This is a genomic window from Acidovorax sp. (assembly GCF_046339755.1).
Classification (GTDB): domain Bacteria; phylum Pseudomonadota; class Gammaproteobacteria; order Burkholderiales; family Burkholderiaceae_C; genus Acidovorax.
On sequence record NZ_JBKDTZ010000317.1, the window covers coordinates 1 to 17,167 of the forward strand.

General features: G+C 68.2%; 15 protein-coding genes and 1 pseudogene. 10 read left to right on the plus strand and 6 right to left on the minus strand.

Features of this window, described 5'->3' with window-relative positions:
* From ACK59X_RS27475 to ACK59X_RS27495, 5 genes and pseudogenes are all read right to left on the minus strand, one after another.
* Positions 1–631 (minus strand): annotated as a pseudogene (locus ACK59X_RS27475) (phosphoenolpyruvate carboxykinase); the annotation flags it as partial.
* A gap of 284 nt (positions 632–915) precedes the next feature.
* Positions 916–1,623, minus strand: a complete 708-nt coding sequence (gene queC / locus ACK59X_RS27480) for a 7-cyano-7-deazaguanine synthase QueC (protein WP_409961689.1) — start codon at positions 1,621–1,623, stop codon at positions 916–918.
* A gap of 199 nt (positions 1,624–1,822) precedes the next feature.
* Positions 1,823–1,969: a hypothetical protein gene (locus ACK59X_RS27485; RefSeq protein WP_409961690.1), complete on the minus strand. Its 147-nt coding sequence runs from the start codon at positions 1,967–1,969 to the stop codon at positions 1,823–1,825.
* A gap of 66 nt (positions 1,970–2,035) precedes the next feature.
* Positions 2,036–3,235: a threonine ammonia-lyase gene (locus tag ACK59X_RS27490; RefSeq protein WP_409961691.1), complete on the minus strand. Its 1,200-nt coding sequence runs from the start codon at positions 3,233–3,235 to the stop codon at positions 2,036–2,038.
* A gap of 41 nt (positions 3,236–3,276) precedes the next feature.
* Complete coding sequence (locus tag ACK59X_RS27495; RefSeq protein WP_409961692.1) at positions 3,277–4,221, minus strand: alpha/beta fold hydrolase; 945 nt, start codon at positions 4,219–4,221, stop codon at positions 3,277–3,279.
* 126 nt (positions 4,222–4,347) lie between these two features.
* On the opposite strand from ACK59X_RS27495, the gene ACK59X_RS27500 reads away from it, so the two are divergent.
* On the plus strand, positions 4,348–5,487 hold the full coding sequence (locus ACK59X_RS27500) for a serine hydrolase (protein WP_409961693.1): 1,140 nt from the start codon (positions 4,348–4,350) through the stop codon (positions 5,485–5,487).
* On the plus strand, positions 5,426–6,493 hold the full coding sequence (locus ACK59X_RS27505) for a serine hydrolase (protein WP_409961694.1): 1,068 nt from the start codon (positions 5,426–5,428) through the stop codon (positions 6,491–6,493). Before ACK59X_RS27500 ends, ACK59X_RS27505 begins: the two co-directional genes overlap by 62 nt.
* A 9-nt stretch (positions 6,494–6,502) precedes the next feature.
* Here the strand turns inward: ACK59X_RS27505 and recQ are convergent, their stop codons facing one another.
* Positions 6,503–8,365, minus strand: a complete 1,863-nt coding sequence (gene recQ, locus ACK59X_RS27510; RefSeq protein WP_409961695.1) for a DNA helicase RecQ — start codon at positions 8,363–8,365, stop codon at positions 6,503–6,505.
* Positions 8,366–8,648: 283 nt separating this feature from the next.
* Here recQ and ACK59X_RS27515 point away from each other — a divergent pair, with 283 nt between their 5' ends.
* The 8 genes from ACK59X_RS27515 to yegQ all read left to right on the plus strand — a co-directional run bounded on the left by ACK59X_RS27515 (position 8,649) and on the right by yegQ (position 17,080).
* Positions 8,649–9,620 (plus strand): Bug family tripartite tricarboxylate transporter substrate binding protein, encoded by a 972-nt coding sequence (locus ACK59X_RS27515; RefSeq protein ID WP_409961696.1) that lies wholly within the window; start codon positions 8,649–8,651, stop codon positions 9,618–9,620.
* Positions 9,621–9,643: 23 nt separating this feature from the next.
* Positions 9,644–10,885, plus strand: coding sequence for a CaiB/BaiF CoA transferase family protein (locus tag ACK59X_RS27520; protein ID WP_409961697.1), 1,242 nt, complete (start codon positions 9,644–9,646; stop codon positions 10,883–10,885).
* Positions 10,882–11,310 (plus strand): cupin domain-containing protein, encoded by a 429-nt coding sequence (locus ACK59X_RS27525; RefSeq protein WP_409961698.1) that lies wholly within the window; start codon positions 10,882–10,884, stop codon positions 11,308–11,310. Before ACK59X_RS27520 ends, ACK59X_RS27525 begins: the two co-directional genes overlap by 4 nt.
* On the plus strand, positions 11,307–12,470 hold the full coding sequence (locus tag ACK59X_RS27530) for an acyl-CoA dehydrogenase family protein (protein WP_409961699.1): 1,164 nt from the start codon (positions 11,307–11,309) through the stop codon (positions 12,468–12,470). The genes ACK59X_RS27525 and ACK59X_RS27530 overlap by 4 nt, the downstream gene beginning before the upstream one ends.
* Before the next feature lie 29 nt (positions 12,471–12,499).
* Positions 12,500–13,384: a LysR substrate-binding domain-containing protein gene (locus tag ACK59X_RS27535; RefSeq protein WP_409961700.1), complete on the plus strand. Its 885-nt coding sequence runs from the start codon at positions 12,500–12,502 to the stop codon at positions 13,382–13,384.
* Positions 13,385–13,431: 47 nt separating this feature from the next.
* Entirely contained in the window at positions 13,432–14,496 is a 1,065-nt protein-coding gene (locus ACK59X_RS27540) for a homocysteine S-methyltransferase family protein (RefSeq protein ID WP_409961701.1), read from the plus strand.
* Positions 14,497–14,627: 131 nt separating this feature from the next.
* The gene (ttcA, locus tag ACK59X_RS27545; RefSeq protein WP_409961702.1) at positions 14,628–15,548 is read left to right on the plus strand and encodes a tRNA 2-thiocytidine(32) synthetase TtcA; all 921 of its coding nucleotides are present in this window, start codon (positions 14,628–14,630) and stop codon (positions 15,546–15,548) included.
* A gap of 29 nt (positions 15,549–15,577) precedes the next feature.
* Positions 15,578–17,080 (plus strand): tRNA 5-hydroxyuridine modification protein YegQ, encoded by a 1,503-nt coding sequence (gene yegQ / locus ACK59X_RS27550; RefSeq protein WP_409961703.1) that lies wholly within the window; start codon positions 15,578–15,580, stop codon positions 17,078–17,080.
* Positions 17,081–17,167: the final 87 nt, after the last annotated feature.

Consider the following 17,167-nt stretch of genomic DNA (forward strand, 5'->3'; position numbering starts at 1 on the left):
GGTAGTGCACGATGTACTTGGTCTTGTTGCAGGGCCAGGACACATCCTGCTCGCCAGCGGCCAGGGGCGCGCCCACGGTGTGCACGCAGGGCACGAACTCGCCGTCCACGCCGAGCACGTCGTACACGGCCTTGCCCATGCGGGTCATGATCTTCATGTTGACGGCCACGTAGGGGCTGTCGGACAGCTCGATGCCGATGTGGGCGATGGGCGAACCCAGCGGGCCCATGCTGAAGGGCACCACGTACATGGTGCGGCCCTTCATGCAGCCGTCGAACAGGGGCTGCAGCGTGGCGCGCATCTCGGCCGGGGCCATCCAGTTGTTGGTCGGGCCGGCGTCTTCCTTGGCGGCCGAGCAGATGTAGGTGCGGTCTTCCACGCGCGCCACGTCCGACGGGTCGGACCATGCCAGGTAGCTGCCGGGGCGCTTGGCGGGGTTGAGCTTCTTGAAGGTGCCGGCGTCGACCAGCTGCTGGCACAGGCGCTCGTACTCTTCCTGGCTGCCATCGCACCAATAGATGCTGTCGGGCTTGCACAGGGCGGCCATGTCGGCCACCCAGGCGAGCAGCCGGGCATTCTTGACGTGCGAGGGGGCGTTGAGGTTCAGGCCCTGCATGGTGGGTGCGTTCATCGGGAGCTTCCTAAGTTGAAAAACAGTCTTTTCAAAGGAAGCGTCCCGAGGCGGACGGCCTGGCGCAGGTGCGGATGCTGAGCGCTGCCTTTGAAAAAACGGCTTTCTGGCTCAGTCGGCGGGCGGGAGGCGCGGGTCGTCCCCACGGGGTGGAGGACGGTTTCCACGGATTCCGCGGGTCGGCGGGGATGTCGATTTTATGAATCTGCCGCCAAAAAGTCTGTCAGAAAGGTCCTAAAACCATGCAAAAATTGCATGGGGTTATGCTGTTGTGGAGTCGTTTCTCAGGCCGCCTGCGCCGTGATCCAACGCTCGTAGCCGGCCTTGCGCAGTGCGCAGGCGGGGCAAGTGCCGCAGCCGTAGCCCCAGGCGTGGCGCTCTCCGCGCACGCCGTGGTAGCAGGTGTGAGACTCCTCCAGCACCACGTCCACCAGCGCCTGGCCGCCCAGGTCTTTCGCCAGTTGCCAGGTGTCGGCCTTGTCCAGCCACATCAGCGGCGTCTCGAAGGTGAAGCGCTGGCCCATGCCCAGCGACACCGCGACCTGCAAGGCCTTCAAGGTGTCGTCGCGGCAGTCGGGGTAGCCCGAGAAATCGGTCTCGCACATGCCTCCCACCAGGGTGTGCAGGCCGCGCCGGTATCCCACGGCGGCGGCCAGGTTGAAGAACAGCAGGTTGCGCCCCGGCACGAAGGTGTTGGGCAGGCCTGCGGCGGTCATTGCAATCTCGGTCTCGCTGGTCAGTGCGGTGTCGCTGATGCGGCCCAGCACGGCCAGGTCCAGCATGTGGTCTTCGCCCAGGCGGCCGGCCCACTGCGCAAAGCGTTCGCGCACCACCGCCAGCACGGTCTGGCGGGCGGTGAGCTCGATGTGGTGGCGCTGGCCATAGTCGAAGCCGACGGTCTCGACATGGGCGAAGTGCGTGAGCGCCCATGCCAGGCAGGTGGTGGAATCCTGTCCACCGGAGAAAAGAACCAATGCGCTTCCGGGTCTCATGGGGAACTCCTGGCGGTCGATGATGAAAAAATAGGCAAAAAAAAGCCCCGCTGCGCGGGGCTTGCCATGGGGCGTGTGGGGCGCTCCGTAGCGTTCATACGGATTTGCCTTTAACCGTCTAGCTTCGTTGGTTCGCCTTGCCGTGCTACAGCACTGTCTGCGGCTTCCCGCCTAGCTATAAGACTAAATGCAAGTCCGTTCAGGCCATGTTCACGGCGATGAACGCCAGCAAAAACATCATGATGCCGCCCACGACGGGCAGCACGATGGGCATCAGCGGAACCACGTTTTCCACGGCGTCGGCCGGATGTTCTTCGGTAGCGTGCGGGGTGTTGTGGTCGGACATGGCAGGGCTCCAGGTGCTTAAAACTTACCCAATTCTAGCCGGTGTACGGGGATGTGCCCAAGCCGGTCAGATCAACACGGCTTCCATGCCACCGTCGTGCAGGTGTTCCAGCACCTCGTCGATGTGGGCCTTGCCGCGCGTCTGCAGCACCAGTTCGATCTCCACGTTCTGCGCAGCCAGCATGGTGAAGGCGCGCTGGTGGTGCACCTCCTCGATGTTGGCGCCCGTGTCGGCCACCATGGCCGTGATGCGTGCCAGCACGCCGGGGATGTCGCGCGCGCTGACCTTGACGCGTGCCAGCCGGCCCGAGCGCACCATGCCGCGCTCGATGATGGCCGCCAGCAGTAGCGGGTCGATGTTGCCGCCGCACAGCACCAGCCCCACCTTCTTGCCCTTGAAGCGCTCGGGGTAGCGCACCAATGCCGCCAGGCCTGCGGCGCCTGCGCCCTCGACCAGGGTCTTTTCGATTTCCAGCAGCATCAGCACGGCCTGTTCGATGTCGCCCTCGTCCACCAGCACCAGGTCGTCCACCAGGCGCCGGATGATCTCCTGCGTGATCTTGCCGGGCGTGCCCACGGCAATGCCTTCGGCGATGGTTGAGGTGCCTTGCGGGTGCTGCGTGCCCTGGATGGCGTTGACCATGGCCGGGAAGCGCGAGGTCTGCACGCCCACGATCTCGATGTCCGGGCGGATCGCCTTGGCCGCCGTGGCCACGCCCGAGATCAGGCCGCCGCCGCCGACCGCGATCACCAGCGTGTCGAGGTCGGGCACGGCAGCCAGCATCTCCAGCCCCAGCGTGCCCTGGCCGGCGGCCACGGCTTCGTCGTCATAAGGGTGCACAAAGGTCAGGCTGCGCTCACCTGACAGGTGGTAGGCATGTGCCCGCGCTTCTTCGAGCGTGTCGCCATGCAGCACCACCTCGGCACCGAAGCCGCGCGTGCGCTGCACCTTCACACCGGGCGTGAAGCGCGGCATCACGATCACCGCGCGCAGGCCCAGGCGCTGCGCATGGTAGGCCACGCCCTGGGCATGGTTGCCGGCGCTCATGGCGATCACGCCGCGCGCCTGCTCCTCTGCGCTCAGCTGCCCCAGCGGGTTGCAGGCGCCGCGCTCCTGGAAGGAGGCGGTGAACTGCAGGTTCTCGAACTTGAGGAATACCTGTGCGCCCACGATCTGTGAGAGCGTCTTGGACTCGACGCAGGGCGTGTCGAGCACATGGCCCTGGACGCGGGCAGCGGCGGCTTGGATGTCTTCTAGGTTCAGCATGGGTGGGATTGTGGCGCAGCGCCGCCGGGATGGCGATGGCCTCAGCCCACGGGAATGAGGCGCCCGGGAGGACAGGCGGCCAAAGTGCCCGAGCGCAGCCACTGCAGCGGTATCTGCCACAGGCTGTGCTCGAAGCGGCTGTGGAAGAACGCGAAGTGGCCGATGCCCGCCAATCCAAGCTCTCCGGGCTCCACATGCAGGTGGGTCGTGGCACTGCCGCGGAAGTAGCGCAGCAGGCGCTGCGTGGCCGGGATGGTGCCGAACTCGTCGTCGGCCACGCTCAGCGCCAGCAGCGGGGCCGTGAGCGACGCAAAGCGGGCCACCAGGGCGTCGCGCTCATCCGGGTCCAGCCGCTGCGAGCCTGCGCCATCGAAGCCGTCTTCGAAGCGCGGGTGCCGCGCCGTCCAGTCGCGCACCACGCCGCGCGGCGTGTCCTCCAGCCAGCCCAGGCGCTTGCCGGGAAAGTAGCCGAGCAGGGCGGTCAGCAGTGGCATCGCCACATGCCATTTCCACAGCAGGGCGCTGCGCCGGCCGGGCGCATAGTCGCGCCAGTGGGCGTACTGCGCGCCCATGGTGAACACGCGTGCGATGGTGTGGTTCGACGGCGCCAGGCCCACGAGCACGCCGCCCACGCTGTGCGCCACCACCTGCACCGGTTGGCCCGGGAAGTGCGCAGCCGCATGCTGCAGCAGGGCCTCGAAATCGCGCTGCCCACAGTCCAGCCAGCCGGCCTGAAAGCCACGCAGCGATGCCGGGCGCGACCCGCCGATGCCGCGGTAGTCGTAAGTCAGCACGTCGAAGCCCTGGCCATGCAGGAAGGCCGCGAAGCGGCTGTAGTAGTCGCTGCGCACCGACGTGGCCGGGTTGATGATGACCACCGGCCGCAGGGTGCTGCCTTCGGCGCGCGGGTGCCGCCAGGCCAGGCCGTGCAGCACCTGGCCATCCGGTGCCACCATGCGCTGCGGATCGGGAGTCGTGCCATTCATCCCTGCATTGTCTGCGTCCTGGCGGGTGCCTGCAGCGGGGCGCCCTGCGCCCCTTGGTAACCCTCTGCATCACAGAGTGTTACCGGCGCTGCCGGATGCGCGGTGTACCGTTGCAGGTTTACGGAGGTGCCCGCCATCGCCCGTCTGCTGCCAGCCTTCCTTGTTGCACTGACCCTGTCTGCGACCCCTGTGCATGCCCAGGGCACCCCGTCGCCGCGAACTGCCTGGCCCGAGCTGCTGCAGGCCGAGCTGATCCGGGTGGCGGCGCAGAACACCGCCGGCATCGGCGTCTATGTGCGCGACCTGGAGACCGGGATTGCCGTGTCGCACCGGGGCATGGAGCGCTGGTACCTGGCCTCCACCGTCAAGGTGCCGGTGGCGCTGGCGGTGCTGCAGGCCGTGGAGCGCGGCGACTTCGCGCTGGAGACGAAGCTGCGCGTGCGCGCATCGGACTATGTGGACGGCGCGGGCCAGACCAATTCGAAGGCCGTGGGCACGGCGCTGAGCGTGCGCTACCTGCTCGAGCAGATGGTCATCTACAGCGACAACACCGCCAGCGACATGCTGATCGGCCTGGTGGGGATCCGCGCCGTGAATGCGCTGGTGCAGCAGTTCGTGCCCCAGGGTTTCGAGCGCATCACCAGCCTGGCCGACGTGCGCCGCCATGCCTATGGCTACCTCACGCCGCAGGCCTCGCACCTGTCGGGCCATGACTTCCTGGTGATCAAGCGCCAGCGCAGCGATTCGGACCGGGTGCAGGTGCTGTCGCGCCTGCTGCACGTGCCCCCCCATGCCTTCCTGCTGCCCAGTGTGGGCGACGCCTTCGAGGCCTACTACGCCAGCGGCCTGAACTCGGGCCGGCTCGACGCCTATGCCGACCTGCTGGAGTTGCTGGTCAACGGCAAGATCGTGAACGCCGAGCACACGCGCTACCTGCTGGAGGTCATGGAGCGGGTGCAGACGGGCGTGCACCGCGTGCAGGCTGGTTTGCCCAAGGCGGCGCGTTTTGCGCACAAGACCGGCACGCAAAGGGCGCGCACGTGCGACTCCGGATTGGTCACTGTCCCACGTCTGGGCCGTGATCGGCGGATTATCGTGGTGGCCTGCACGCGTGGAGAGCTGTCCAGCACGCGTTCAGACCGTGCCCTGCGCGATGTGGGGGCGGCCCTGTGCCAGTCTGGCCTGCTGACCGACGGACGAACCCATGACCCAGAGTGTCCTCCCGTGGCGCGCGTGGTGCACCGCGCTGATCCTGACGAGCGCTAGCCTGGCCGCGCAAGGCGCGGCGTGGAGCGATGCGCTGCGCCAGCAGATCGAACGCATCGACGCTGCCACACCGGGCCAGCTCGGCGTCTACGTCAAGCGGCTGGACGACGGCGAGGTGCTGTCCTACCAGGCCGACCGGCCCTGGTACCTGGGTTCCTCGGCCAAGCTGCCCGTGGCGATTGCCGTGCTGCGAGAGGTCGAGCAGGGCCGCGTCAGCCTGGCGCAGCAGGTCACGCTGCAGGACACGGACAAGATCGACGGCTCGGGCAACGTGGTCTGGAACAAGGCCGGCACCCGCTACCGGGTGGACGCACTGCTCAAGCGCATGCTGATGGAAAGCGACAACACGGCCGCCAACATGCTGATGCGCAGCATCGGCGACGAGGCGCTCAACCGCCATGCGCGCGAGCTGCTGGGCAGCAAGGGCTTTCAGCGCATCACCAGCTTCGCGCAGGTGCGCTACGACGTGTATGCCGAGCTGCATCCCGACGCCCTCACCATGAGCAACATGGACCTGGTGCGCCTGGCGGCTGCGCCCATGGGGCCGCAGCGCGTGGACGCGCTGGCCCGCACGATCGAGGTGGACAAGGCGGATTTCCGCGTGAAGACCATGGACGAGGCCTACGAGCGTTATTACGCGCGCGGCCTGAACTCCGCGCCGCTCACGTCCTATGGCGGCATGCTGGAGAAGCTGGTCACCGGCAAGCTGGTGTCGCCCGCGCACCAGCAGCGCCTGTTCACCGACCTGAAATACGCCACCTACGATGCCTACCGGCTCGAAGCCGGCCTGCCGCGAAGCGAGCGCTTCATCCACAAGACGGGCACCCAGCTGCACCGGGCCTGCCACATGGGCGTGGTCAACCCGCAGGACGGCGGGCGTGCCGCCATCGTGGTGGCCACCTGCGCCGAAGGCCTGGACGAACATGGCGAGGCCGGCAAGGCCTTCGAGCAGATCGGCCGGGCCATCACGGCGACCCTGCTGCCGGGCAAGAAGCCTGGTCGCTGAAAGCGCCGGTTACTGCGCGCAGACGCGCAGCACCTCGGCGCCATAGGCCTCAAGCTTCTTGGCGCCCATGCCGCTGATGCCCTGCAGGTCCTCGGTCGTGGCGGGGTTGCGCTCGGCGATGGCGGCCAGCGTGGCGTCGTGGAAGATCACGTAGGCCGGCAGGTTGTGCTCCTTGGCCACCTCGGCGCGCCAGGCCTTGAGGTTGATGAAGCGCACCTGCGCATCGGGCCCCAGGTTGGCGGCGGCCGCCGGTGGCGCGCTGCCCTTGCGCGTGCGCTTGGCCGGCGCGGACGACACCGATTCGCGCAGCTGCACCGGCACCTCGCCCTTGAGCACGGCGCGCGAGCCCTCGGTGAGGCACAGGGTGTCGAAGCTGTGGCCGCTGTCGAGCATGACCTTTTGCAACCCCACGGCGCCGGTGGCGATCAGCTGGCGCAAAACTCCGCGCAGCTGGGGCTCGGTCAGGTCGGCCCCGATGCCGAAGGTGGAGATCTTTTCGTGCCCGAACTGCGCCACCTTTTCGGTCTTCTTGCCGCGCAGGATGTCCATGATGTGGCCTGCACCGAAGCCGATGCGGCTGACCTGCTGCACGCGGTAGATGGTGGACAGCAGTTTGCGCGCCGCGTCGGTCGCGTCCCAGAGTGCAGGCGGGGTCAGGCAGTTGTCGCAGTTGCCGCAGGGCGTGGATTTTTCGCCGAAGTACGCCAGCAGGCGCACGCGGCGGCAGTCGGTGGCCTCGGCCAGCGCCAGCAGCGCGTCGAGCTTGCCGCGAAGCGCCTGCTTGAACTCCTCGCCCGCGGGGCTTTCGTCGATCATGCGGCGCTGGTTGACCACATCGGCCAGGCCGTAGGCCATCCAGGCGTCGGCGTTCAGCCCGTCGCGGCCGGCGCGGCCGGTCTCCTGGTAGTAGCCCTCGATGTTCTTGGGCATGTCCACGTGCGCGACGAAGCGCACGTCGGGCTTGTCGATGCCCATGCCGAAGGCGATGGTGGCCACCATCACGATGCCCTCCTCGCGCAGGAAGCGGTCCTGGTTCTTCTGGCGCACCTTGGTATCGAGGCCCGCGTGGTAGGGCAGGGCGGTCAGGCCGGCATCGCTCAGCGTGGCGGCCAGTTCCTCCACGCGCTTGCGCGACTGGCAGTACACCACGCCGGCCTCGCCCGCATGCTCGCGCTCGATGAAGCGCAAGAGCTGCGTGGTGGCGTCCTTCTTCTCGACGATGGTGTAGCGGATGTTGGGCCGGTCGAAGCTGCTGATGAACAGCCGCGCGTCCTCGAGCTGCAGGCGTTCGATGATGTCGGCACGCGTGAGGTCGTCCGCCGTGGCGGTGAGCGCGATGCGCGGCACGCCGGCATAGCGCTCGTGCAGCACCGTGAGGGCACGGTACTCGGGCCGGAAGTCGTGGCCCCACTGGCTCACGCAATGCGCCTCGTCGATGGCGAAGAGCGACAGGTGCCCTTCGTTGTACAGGCTGTCGAGCAGGCCCAGGAAGCGCGGCGTGTTCAGCCGCTCCGGTGCCGCATACAGCAGCGTGATGGAGCCGGTCTGCAGGCGGAATTCCACGTCCTGCGCCTCGTCGAAGCTCAGCGTGGAATTCAGGAAGGCAGCGTCCACCCCGGCCTCGTGCAGGGCGCCCACCTGGTCGTGCATCAGCGCGATCAGCGGCGAGATGACGATGGTCACCCCGCGCCCCTGGCGCTGGCGCACGATGGCCGGCACCTGGTAGCACAGCGACTTGCCGCCGCCCGTGGGCATGAGCACCAGCGCATCGCTGCCGCCGATCACATGCTCGACGATGTCCTGCTGCGGGCCCCGGAACTGCTCGTAGCCGAAGACGTCGTGCAGTACGGTGTGGGCGGGTGACGGACTCAATGACTCTCCTTTTGATAGCTGCCGCAGCGCATGGCAAAAGGGCGGCAGCCTGGTCGGGTGGGTGTTCAACAGCGCCGGCGCGCGCATCTGCGGCAGCGGGCAAAGGCGCCTATTGTGCGCTGTGCAGGCCTCCGGTTCCGGTCAACCCGGTGCCGCAGTCAACGATTCGCAATGCGAATGGATCGGTCCGATTATCCAATTGGACGCAAATGGCTGCCACGGCCAAGATGCGGCCCAGCCCCGGCACAAGGGGTGTCGATACACCGAAACAGGAGACAAGGACATGAAGCACATCCTCAGTGCCGCGCTCACGGCCTGCGCCGTGGCAGCGGCCAGCCAGCCGGCTTGGGCGCAGCAGCCGCCGTACCCCAGCGCGCCGATCACCATGGTGGTGCCGTTCGCGGCCGGCAGCGGCACCGATTCCGTGGCCCGCACCGTGAGCCAGAAGCTGGCCGAACGCCTCAGGCAACCCGTGCTGGTGGACAACAAGCCCGGCGCCAACGCCCAGGTGGCCGCACAGATCGCCGCCAAGGCCAGGCCCGATGGCTACACGCTGTTCATGACCACGAACACCTCGCACTCGGCCAACCCGGCGCTCTACACCGCCCTGAAGTACGACCCCATCAAGGACTTCACCCCCGTGGCGCGCGTGGGCGAACTGCCGTTCGCGCTGGCCGTGCACCCCTCGGTACCTGCCAAGACCATGGGTGAGCTGATCGCCTACGCCCGCGCCAACCCCGGCAAGCTCAGCTATGCCACGCCCAACAGCACCTCGCTGGTGGCGATGGAAAGCATCAAGCACATCGCCGGCATCGACCTGCTGAGCGTGCCCTACAAATCGAGCCCGCAGGCCATGACGGACCTGGTGGGCGGGCAGGTGCAGGTCTACGTGGCCGACCTGGGTTCGGGCATGGCCATGCTCAAGAGCGACAAGGTGCGCACCCTGGGCATCACCACGGCCCAGCCCTCGCCGCTGCTGCCGGGCGTGCCGCCCATCGGCCAGACGGCCAAGGGGTTCGACCTGACCTCCTGGAACGGCATCTTCGGCCCGGCCGGCATGCCGCCCGCCGTGGTGAACCGCCTGAATACCGAGCTGCAGGCCGTGCTGGCCGACAAGGACACGCAGGACAAGCTGGCGCTGATCGGCTTCCAGGTCTGGCCGAGCAAGACGCCCGAAGAGTTCGCCACCTACGTGGCCGACCAGCTGACCCACTGGCGCACGCTGATCCGCCAGGCGGGCATTAAGCCCGAATGACCTACCGCGAAGAAAGCATTTCCATGCAGGACACCAGGCCCCAAGCGACGGCAGGCCCGCTCGCCGGCGTGCGCGTGCTCGACCTCACCAGCGTCATCATGGGCCCGTTCGCCACGCAGATCCTGGCGCAACTGGGTGCCGAGGTCATCAAGGTGGAGACGCCCGAGGGCGACAACATGCGCCACGTGGGACCCATGGCCAACCCGGGCATGGGCCATATCTTCCTGCACGCCAACGGCGGCAAGCGCAGCATCGTGCTCGACCTCAAGCACCCCGCGGGGCGTGAGGCCGCGCTGCGCCTGGCCGAGGGTTGCGACGTGTTGATCAGCAACGTGCGGCCCCAGGCACTGGCGCGGCTGGGGCTCGACGCCGCCGCGGTGGCCGCGCGCAACCCGCGGCTCATCCACGTGAGCTGCTGCGGCTTCGACCAAGAGGGGCCCGACGCCGCCCGGCCGGCCTACGACGACCTGATCCAGGGCGCCACGGGCATCCCCTGGCTCATGCAGCAGTACGGCGCGCCCGAGCCCGCCTATGCGCCGACCACCCTGTCGGACCGCGTGACCGGGCTGCATGCGGTGTATGCCGTGACGGCTGCGCTCTATGCGCGCGAGAAGACCGGCGAGGGCCAGGCCATCGTGGTGCCGATGTTCGAGGCCATGGCCCAGTTCATCCTGGGCGACCACATGGCGGGGCTCAGCTTCGATCCGCCGCAGGGCGACGCCGGCTATGCGCGGCTGCTCACCGCCCACCGCAAGCCCTACGCCACGGCCGATGGCATGCTCTGCGTGCTGATCTACAACGATAAGCACTGGCGCAGCTTCTTCGCCGCCATCGGCGAGGCCGAGGGCCTGGGCCGTGACCCGCGCTTTGCCAGCCATGGCGCGCGTGCTGCGCACATCGATGCCGTGTATGCCGAGGTGGCGCGCATCCTGCGCGGCCGCAGCACCGCCGAGTGGCGCGCCCTGCTCGACGCGGCCGACGTGCCCAACATGCCCATGAACTCCCCGGCCGACCTGCTGGCCAATGCGCAACTGCGCGCCACCGGCTTCCTGCACAACAGCGTGCACCCGAGCGAAGGCCCGCTGCACACCATGGCCCACCCCACGCGCTGGTCGGCCACGCCCCCGCCGCGCGACCTGCCGCACGCGCCGCGGCTGGGCGAGCACACGCGCGAACTGCTGGCCGAGGCCGGCTACGCCCCCACCGACATCGATGCCCTGCTGGCCCAGGGCGCCTGCCACCTGCACGCCGGAGACACTGCATGACCACCCCTGCCACCCCACCCCGCTACCTGGTGCGCAGCGCCCGGGTGCCCGCCTACCAGCCTGCCAACCACCAGCACACGCACAACCAGCGCCTGATCGGCCCCGAGACCGTGGGCGCCCGCCAGATGGAGGTGTTGCTGGGCACCTTGCACGCGGGCGGCGGCGCGCTGCCCCACGCCCACCCGGGCGTCGAGCAGGCCTGCTACCTGCTGGAAGGCACGGCCCGGGCCCAGGTGGCGGGCGAGGTGTTCGACATGCTGCCGGGCGACCTGGGCTTCGTCCCGGCCGACGGGGCGCCTGTCTTCACCGTGACCAGCGAGACGCCGGTGAAGCTGCTCGTCATCTACAGCCCGCCTTACCTCGAATCGCCCGAGCGGGTGGTCCGCTTCCCCGCTGCTGCTTCTTCCACCGCTGCGCCCGCATGAACTTCGCCCTCTCTCCCGAACACGAACAGATCCAGGGTGCCATCGAGCGCGTCTGCGCCCCCTTTGACGCCGACTACTGGCTGCGCAAGGACCGCGACGGCGGCTTTCCCGAGGATTTCCACCGCGCGCTGGCCGATGCGGGCTGGCTCGGCATCGCCATGCCCGAGGAATACGGCGGCGCAGGCCTGGGCATCAGCGAGGCGGCGCTGATGATGCACACCATCGCTGCCACGGGGGCGGGCCTGTCGGGCGCGTCTGCGGTGCACCTGAACATCTTCGGCCTGCACCCGGTGGTGGTCTTCGGCACCGAGGCACAGAAGGCCCGCTGGCTGCCGCCGCTGATCGCCGGCCGCGACCGGGCCTGCTTCGGCGTGACCGAGCCCAACACCGGGCTGAATACGCTCAAGCTCAAGACCCGTGCCGTGCGCCAGGGCGACCACTATGTGGTGCATGGCCAGAAGGTCTGGATCAGCACGGCCCAGGTGGCCAACAAGATGTTGCTGCTGGCGCGCACCACGCCGGTGGAGGAGTGCACGGGCACCGAGGGCCTGAGCCTGTTCTACACCGACCTGGACCGCAGCACGGTCGAGGTGCGCGAGATCGACAAGCTCGGGCGCAAGTGCGTGGATTCCAACCAGGTCTTCATCGACGGCCTGCGCATCCCCGTGGAAGACCGGGTGGGCGAAGAAGGCAAGGGGTTCAGCTACATCCTGCACGGCCTGAACCCAGAGCGCATCCTGATCGCCAGCGAGGCCGTGGGCCTGGGCCGGGCGGCGCTGGCCCGCGCCGCCGGCTATGCCAACGAGCGCGAGGTGTTCGGCCGCCCCATCGGCCAGAACCAGGGCGTGCAGCACCCGCTGGCCCTGTCGTGGATGGAGCTGGAGGCGGCCCACCTCATGGTGCAGAAAGCCGCCTGGCTCTACGACCAGCACCTGCCCTGCGCGGCCGAGGCCAACAGCGCCAAGTACCTGGCGGCCGAGGCCTGCTACCACGCCTGCGAGCGCGCCATCTTCACCCATGGCGGCATGGGCTATGCCAAGGAGTACCACGTGGAGCGCTACCTGCGCGAATCGTGGATACCGCGCCTGGCGCCCGTGAGCCCGCAGCTCATCCTGTGTTTCATTGCCGAAAAGGTTCTGGGCCTGCCCAAATCGTATTGAGCCGCGGCACGCGCTGGCATGATGGGCGCATGAAGCTGTACCTGCTGCGCTACTTTGCCGTGCTGGCCGAAGAGCTGCACTTCGGCCGCGCGGCCGAGCGCCTGGCCATCACCCAGCCGCCGCTCAGTTCGGGCATCAAGGCGCTGGAGGACGAACTGGGCGTCAAGCTGTTCGAGCGCAGCAGCAAGCACGTGGCGCTCACGCCGGCGGGCCATGCTTATCTGGCCGAAGTGCGCGTGGTGCTGGACCGCGTGGCGCGCGCGGGTGAGACGGCGCGCGCCGTGGCCGCGGGGCTGCGCGGGCGCCTGGACATCGGCTTCACCGGCTCCATGGTCTACCGCGACATGCCGGCCATCGTGCTCGCCTTCGGCGCGCAGGCTCCGGGCATCGAGGTGCAACTGCGCGAGATGTCCACCGGCGAGCAGCTTGAGGCGCTGCTGCACCGCCAACTGCATGCCGGCTTCATCAACAGCAGCGTGGTGCCCGCGCCGTTGGCCAGCCTGCCGCTGGCCGAGGACCACTTCGTCTGCTGCCTGCCCGAGGACCACCCGATGGCACAGGCGGCAGCCCTGGACCTGCAGACCCTGGCCGCCGAGACCTTCGTGATGTTCTCGCGCGATGTGGCGCCCGCCAACCACGACAACGTGGTCGCCCTGTTCCACCGCGCTGGCATCCACCCCCACACGCGCCATGCGGCGCGCCAGTGGCTCACGGTGGTTGCGCTGGTGGCCCTGGGCATGGGCGTGGCCTTGGTGCCGGCGGCCATGGCGCGGGCCGGGGCCCAGGGCGTGCGTTTCGTGCCCATTGCCGGCCTGCACCACCCCACGGTGGGCGTGCTGGCCTGGCACCAGGACGCGGTGAGCCCGGCGCTGCGCAGCTTTCTGGACGTGGCGGCCGCTGGCCAACAGGGGTAACCGGCCCGGGCCAGCAGGGGAAAAGCCGCGCTTTCTACAATAGCGGGATGCAAGCCCTCCAATACACCCGCGCCCGGGAACTGCCCGACATCCTCGCCCAACGCATCGCCATCCTCGACGGCGCCATGGGCACCATGATCCAGCGCTTCAAGCTGGGCGAGGCGCAGTACCGGGGCGAGGGCTACACCGGCCCCGGCGGCGCGGGCGAGCGCTTCAAGGACTTTGCCTACGACGTCAAGGGCAACAACGAGCTCTTGAGCCTGACCCGGCCCGACGTGATCAGCGACATCCACGAGCGCTACCTGGCCGCGGGCGCCGACCTGATCGAGACCAACACCTTCGGTGCGACCACCATCGCGCAGGAGGACTACCACATGGCCGACCTGGCGCGCGAGATGAATCTCAAATCCGCCCAGCTGGCCCGCGCCGCCTGCGACAAGTACAGCACGCCGGACAAGCCGCGCTTCGTGGCCGGCGCCCTGGGCCCCACGCCCAAGACGGCCAGCATCAGCCCCGACGTGAACGACCCCGGCGCGCGCAACATCGACTTCGAGCAGCTGCGCGCCGCCTACTACGAGCAGACCCAGGCCCTGGTCGAGGGCGGCAGCGACGTGCTGCTGGTCGAGACCATCTTCGACACCCTGAACGCCAAGGCCGCGCTGTTCGCCATCGACGAGTACTTCGAGCACAGCGGCGAGCGCCTGCCCATCATCATCAGCGGCACGGTGACCGACGCCTCGGGCCGCATCCTCTCGGGCCAGACGGTCACGGCCTTCTGGAACAGCGTGCGCCACGCGCGCCCGCTGGCCATCGGCCTGAACTGCGCCCTGGGCGCGACGCTGATGCGCCCCTACATCCAGGAGCTCAACCGGGTCGCGGAAGACACCTTCATCAGCTGCTACCCCAACGCCGGCCTGCCCAACCCCATGAGCGACACCGGCTTCGACGAGACGCCCGAGGTCACGAGCCGGCTGGTGCACGAGTTCGCGGCCGAAGGCCTGGTGAACATCGTCGGCGGCTGCTGCGGCACCACGCCCGACCACATCGGCGCCATCGCGCGCGCCGTGGAAACCGTGCCCGCGCGCAAGATGTTCTACCCGGCCGAGGCCTGATCCCTGGGCCGGGAGGCCCATCTGTACGAAAATCGACCTTGGCTATGGCTTTTGCCATCGCCTAGCGCTATACATAACGTAGCAACTTTGGCCTGCAGCACCTGCTGCGGTCGTGATTCCTCCTGCCTGCCATGCTGATCGACGCCCCCACTTCGCAACCTGATGCCGCACAACCCGCCCGAGGCGCGGGCAGCGCAGACCGCGAGGCCCTCAAGCTCGAAAAGCGCCTGGTGCGCCAGGTCAGCCAGGCGATCGCCGATTTCGGGCTGATCGCCGATGGCGACAAGGTCATGGTCTGCGTGTCCGGCGGCAAGGACAGCTACGGCATGCTGGACGTGCTGCGCATGCTGCAGCAGCGCAACGGCAACCGCTTCGAGCTCATCGCCGTCAACCTCGACCAGAAGCAGCCGGGCTTTCCGGCCCAGGTGCTGCCCGAGTACCTGGCGGGGCTGGGCGTGCCCTTCCACATCGAGACCCGCGACACCTACAGCGTGGTCAAGCAGCATGTGCCCGAGGGCAAGACCATGTGCAGCCTGTGCAGCCGCCTGCGCCGGGGCATCCTGTACCGCGTGGCCGACGAGCTGGGCTGCACCAAGATCGCGCTGGGCCACCACCGCGATGACATGCTGCAGACCTTCTTCCTCAACATGTTCTTCGGCGGCAAGCTCAAGGGCATGCCGCCCAAGGTGCAGAGCGACCGCGGCGACCACCTCGTCATACGTCCGCTGGCCTATGTGGCCGAGGACGACCTCACGCGCTGGGCGGCGCTGCGCAACTTCCCCATCATCCCCTGCACCCTGTGCGGCAGCCAGGAGAACCTGCAGCGCAAGCAGATCGGGCAGATGCTGCGCGACTGGCAGCAGCTGTACCCGGGCCGCATCGAGAACATGGCCGTGGCGCTGCGCAACCTGGTGCCTTCGCACTTCATGGACCCGCGCCAATTCGACTTCCAGGGCCTGGTGGCCAATGGCGTGGCCGATGCCGATGGCGACAAGGCCTTCGATGGCGAGGAATTCCCGCAGGCCATCGCCATGCCTTCCATGCTGCGCTGAACAAAACGAACCCCGATTGGATGGCCCCGATGAGCACCCTCAAAGCCCCCGAACTGCTGCTGCCCGCCGGCTCGCTCGACAAGATGCGCGCGGCCTACGACTTCGGCGCCGATGCCGTGTACGCCGGCCAGCCGCGCTACTCGCTGCGCGCGCGCAACAACGAGTTCCGCCTGGAGCAGATCCGCCAGGGCATCGAGGAGGCCCATGCGCGCGGCAAGAAGTTCTTCGTGACCAGCAACCTGATCGCGCACAACGACAAGATCCGCACCTACCTGCGCGACATCGAGCCCGTGATCGACCTGAAGCCCGATGCCCTCATCATGGCCGACGCCGGCCTGATCATGATGGTCAAGGAAAAGTGGCCCGAGGTGCCCGTGCACCTTTCGGTGCAGGCCAACACCACCAACTGGGCGGCCGTGAAGTTCTGGCAGAAGATGGGCGTTGCGCGCATCATCCTCTCGCGCGAATTGAGCCTGGACGAGATCGAGAAGATCCGCCAGGAGTGCCCCGACATCGAACTCGAGGTGTTCGTGCACGGCGCGCTGTGCATCGCCTACTCGGGCCGCTGCCTGCTCAGCGGCTACTTCAACCACCGCGACCCGAACCAGGGCACCTGCACCAACGCCTGCCGCTGGAACTACGCCACGCACGACGCCGAGGTCGACCCCACCACGGGCGAAGCCATCGCCCAGAAGATGGAAGGCGACTTCAACTTCGAGGCCGCGCAGCAGAAGGCCGAACAGTCCTTCTCCACCACCGGCAACGGCGAGCGCCACCCCAAGGCCGACCAGGTCTACCTGATCGAGGAACTGGGCCGTCCCGGCCAGCGCATGCCCATCATGGAAGATGAGCACGGCACCTACATCATGAACAGCAAGGACCTGCGCGCCGTCGAGCACGTGGCGCGCCTGGCGCAGATCGGTGTGGACTCGCTCAAGATCGAGGGCCGCACCAAGAGCCTGTACTACGTGGCGCGCACCGCCCAGGTCTACCGCCGCGCCATCGACGATGCCGTGGCCGGCCGACCGTTCAACCCCGAGCTGCTGCTGGAGCTCGAAGGCCTGTCCAACCGCGGCTACACCGGCGGCCTGCTCGAACGCCGTCCCAGCAATGACTACCAGAACTACCTGAACGGCCACTCGGCCACCCAGCGCAGCCAGTTTGCCGGCGAGGTGCTGGGCGCCGAAGGCCAGGACACCGTGGGCCTGGCGGGCGACTGGGTGCAGGTGGAAACCAAGAACCATTTCGCCGTGGGCGACCTGCTGGAGGTGGTGCATCCCAGCGGCAATGTCCAGCTGCGGCTCGAGCGCATGCACGACGCGCACGGCCAGCCCGTGGCCGTGGCCCAGGGCAACCCGGTGCGCGTGTGGATCCCGCTGCCCGCGCGCTATGCCGGGGCGCTGCTGGCCCGGGTGGTGGAGCAGCCGGCGGCGGCGGCCACCAGCCTCAAGCAGCAGGCGGCGCGGCTGCAGGAGGTGGTGGATGGCTTCCAGTTCGCTGCGCCCAACGCGGCCCTGCCTTCTCCGCGATAGGTCCGCCCGCCGCTCCTACCAGGCTGGCAGGGGCCGGCGATTCGGTTCAGAATCGGGCCAGACCGCACGAACCCCTGCACGCACGCC

Excerpts from the sequence above, each read along its gene's own strand:
- queC (WP_409961689.1), bottom strand. The coding sequence starts at position 1,623 with ATGAGACCCGGAAGCGCATTGGTTCTTTTCTCCGGTGGACAGGATTCC.
- ACK59X_RS27485 (WP_409961690.1), bottom strand. The coding sequence starts at position 1,969 with ATGTCCGACCACAACACCCCGCACGCTACCGAAGAACATCCGGCCGAC.
- ACK59X_RS27490 (WP_409961691.1), bottom strand. The coding sequence starts at position 3,235 with ATGCTGAACCTAGAAGACATCCAAGCCGCCGCTGCCCGCGTCCAGGGC.
- ACK59X_RS27495 (WP_409961692.1), bottom strand. The coding sequence starts at position 4,221 with ATGAATGGCACGACTCCCGATCCGCAGCGCATGGTGGCACCGGATGGC.
- ACK59X_RS27505 (WP_409961694.1), top strand. The coding sequence starts at position 5,426 with ATGACCCAGAGTGTCCTCCCGTGGCGCGCGTGGTGCACCGCGCTGATC.
- ACK59X_RS27515 (WP_409961696.1), top strand. The coding sequence starts at position 8,649 with ATGAAGCACATCCTCAGTGCCGCGCTCACGGCCTGCGCCGTGGCAGCG.
- ACK59X_RS27520 (WP_409961697.1), top strand. The coding sequence starts at position 9,644 with ATGCAGGACACCAGGCCCCAAGCGACGGCAGGCCCGCTCGCCGGCGTG.
- ACK59X_RS27525 (WP_409961698.1), top strand. The coding sequence starts at position 10,882 with ATGACCACCCCTGCCACCCCACCCCGCTACCTGGTGCGCAGCGCCCGG.
- ACK59X_RS27530 (WP_409961699.1), top strand. The coding sequence starts at position 11,307 with ATGAACTTCGCCCTCTCTCCCGAACACGAACAGATCCAGGGTGCCATC.
- ACK59X_RS27535 (WP_409961700.1), top strand. The coding sequence starts at position 12,500 with ATGAAGCTGTACCTGCTGCGCTACTTTGCCGTGCTGGCCGAAGAGCTG.
- ACK59X_RS27540 (WP_409961701.1), top strand. The coding sequence starts at position 13,432 with ATGCAAGCCCTCCAATACACCCGCGCCCGGGAACTGCCCGACATCCTC.
- ttcA (WP_409961702.1), top strand. The coding sequence starts at position 14,628 with ATGCTGATCGACGCCCCCACTTCGCAACCTGATGCCGCACAACCCGCC.
- yegQ (WP_409961703.1), top strand. The coding sequence starts at position 15,578 with ATGAGCACCCTCAAAGCCCCCGAACTGCTGCTGCCCGCCGGCTCGCTC.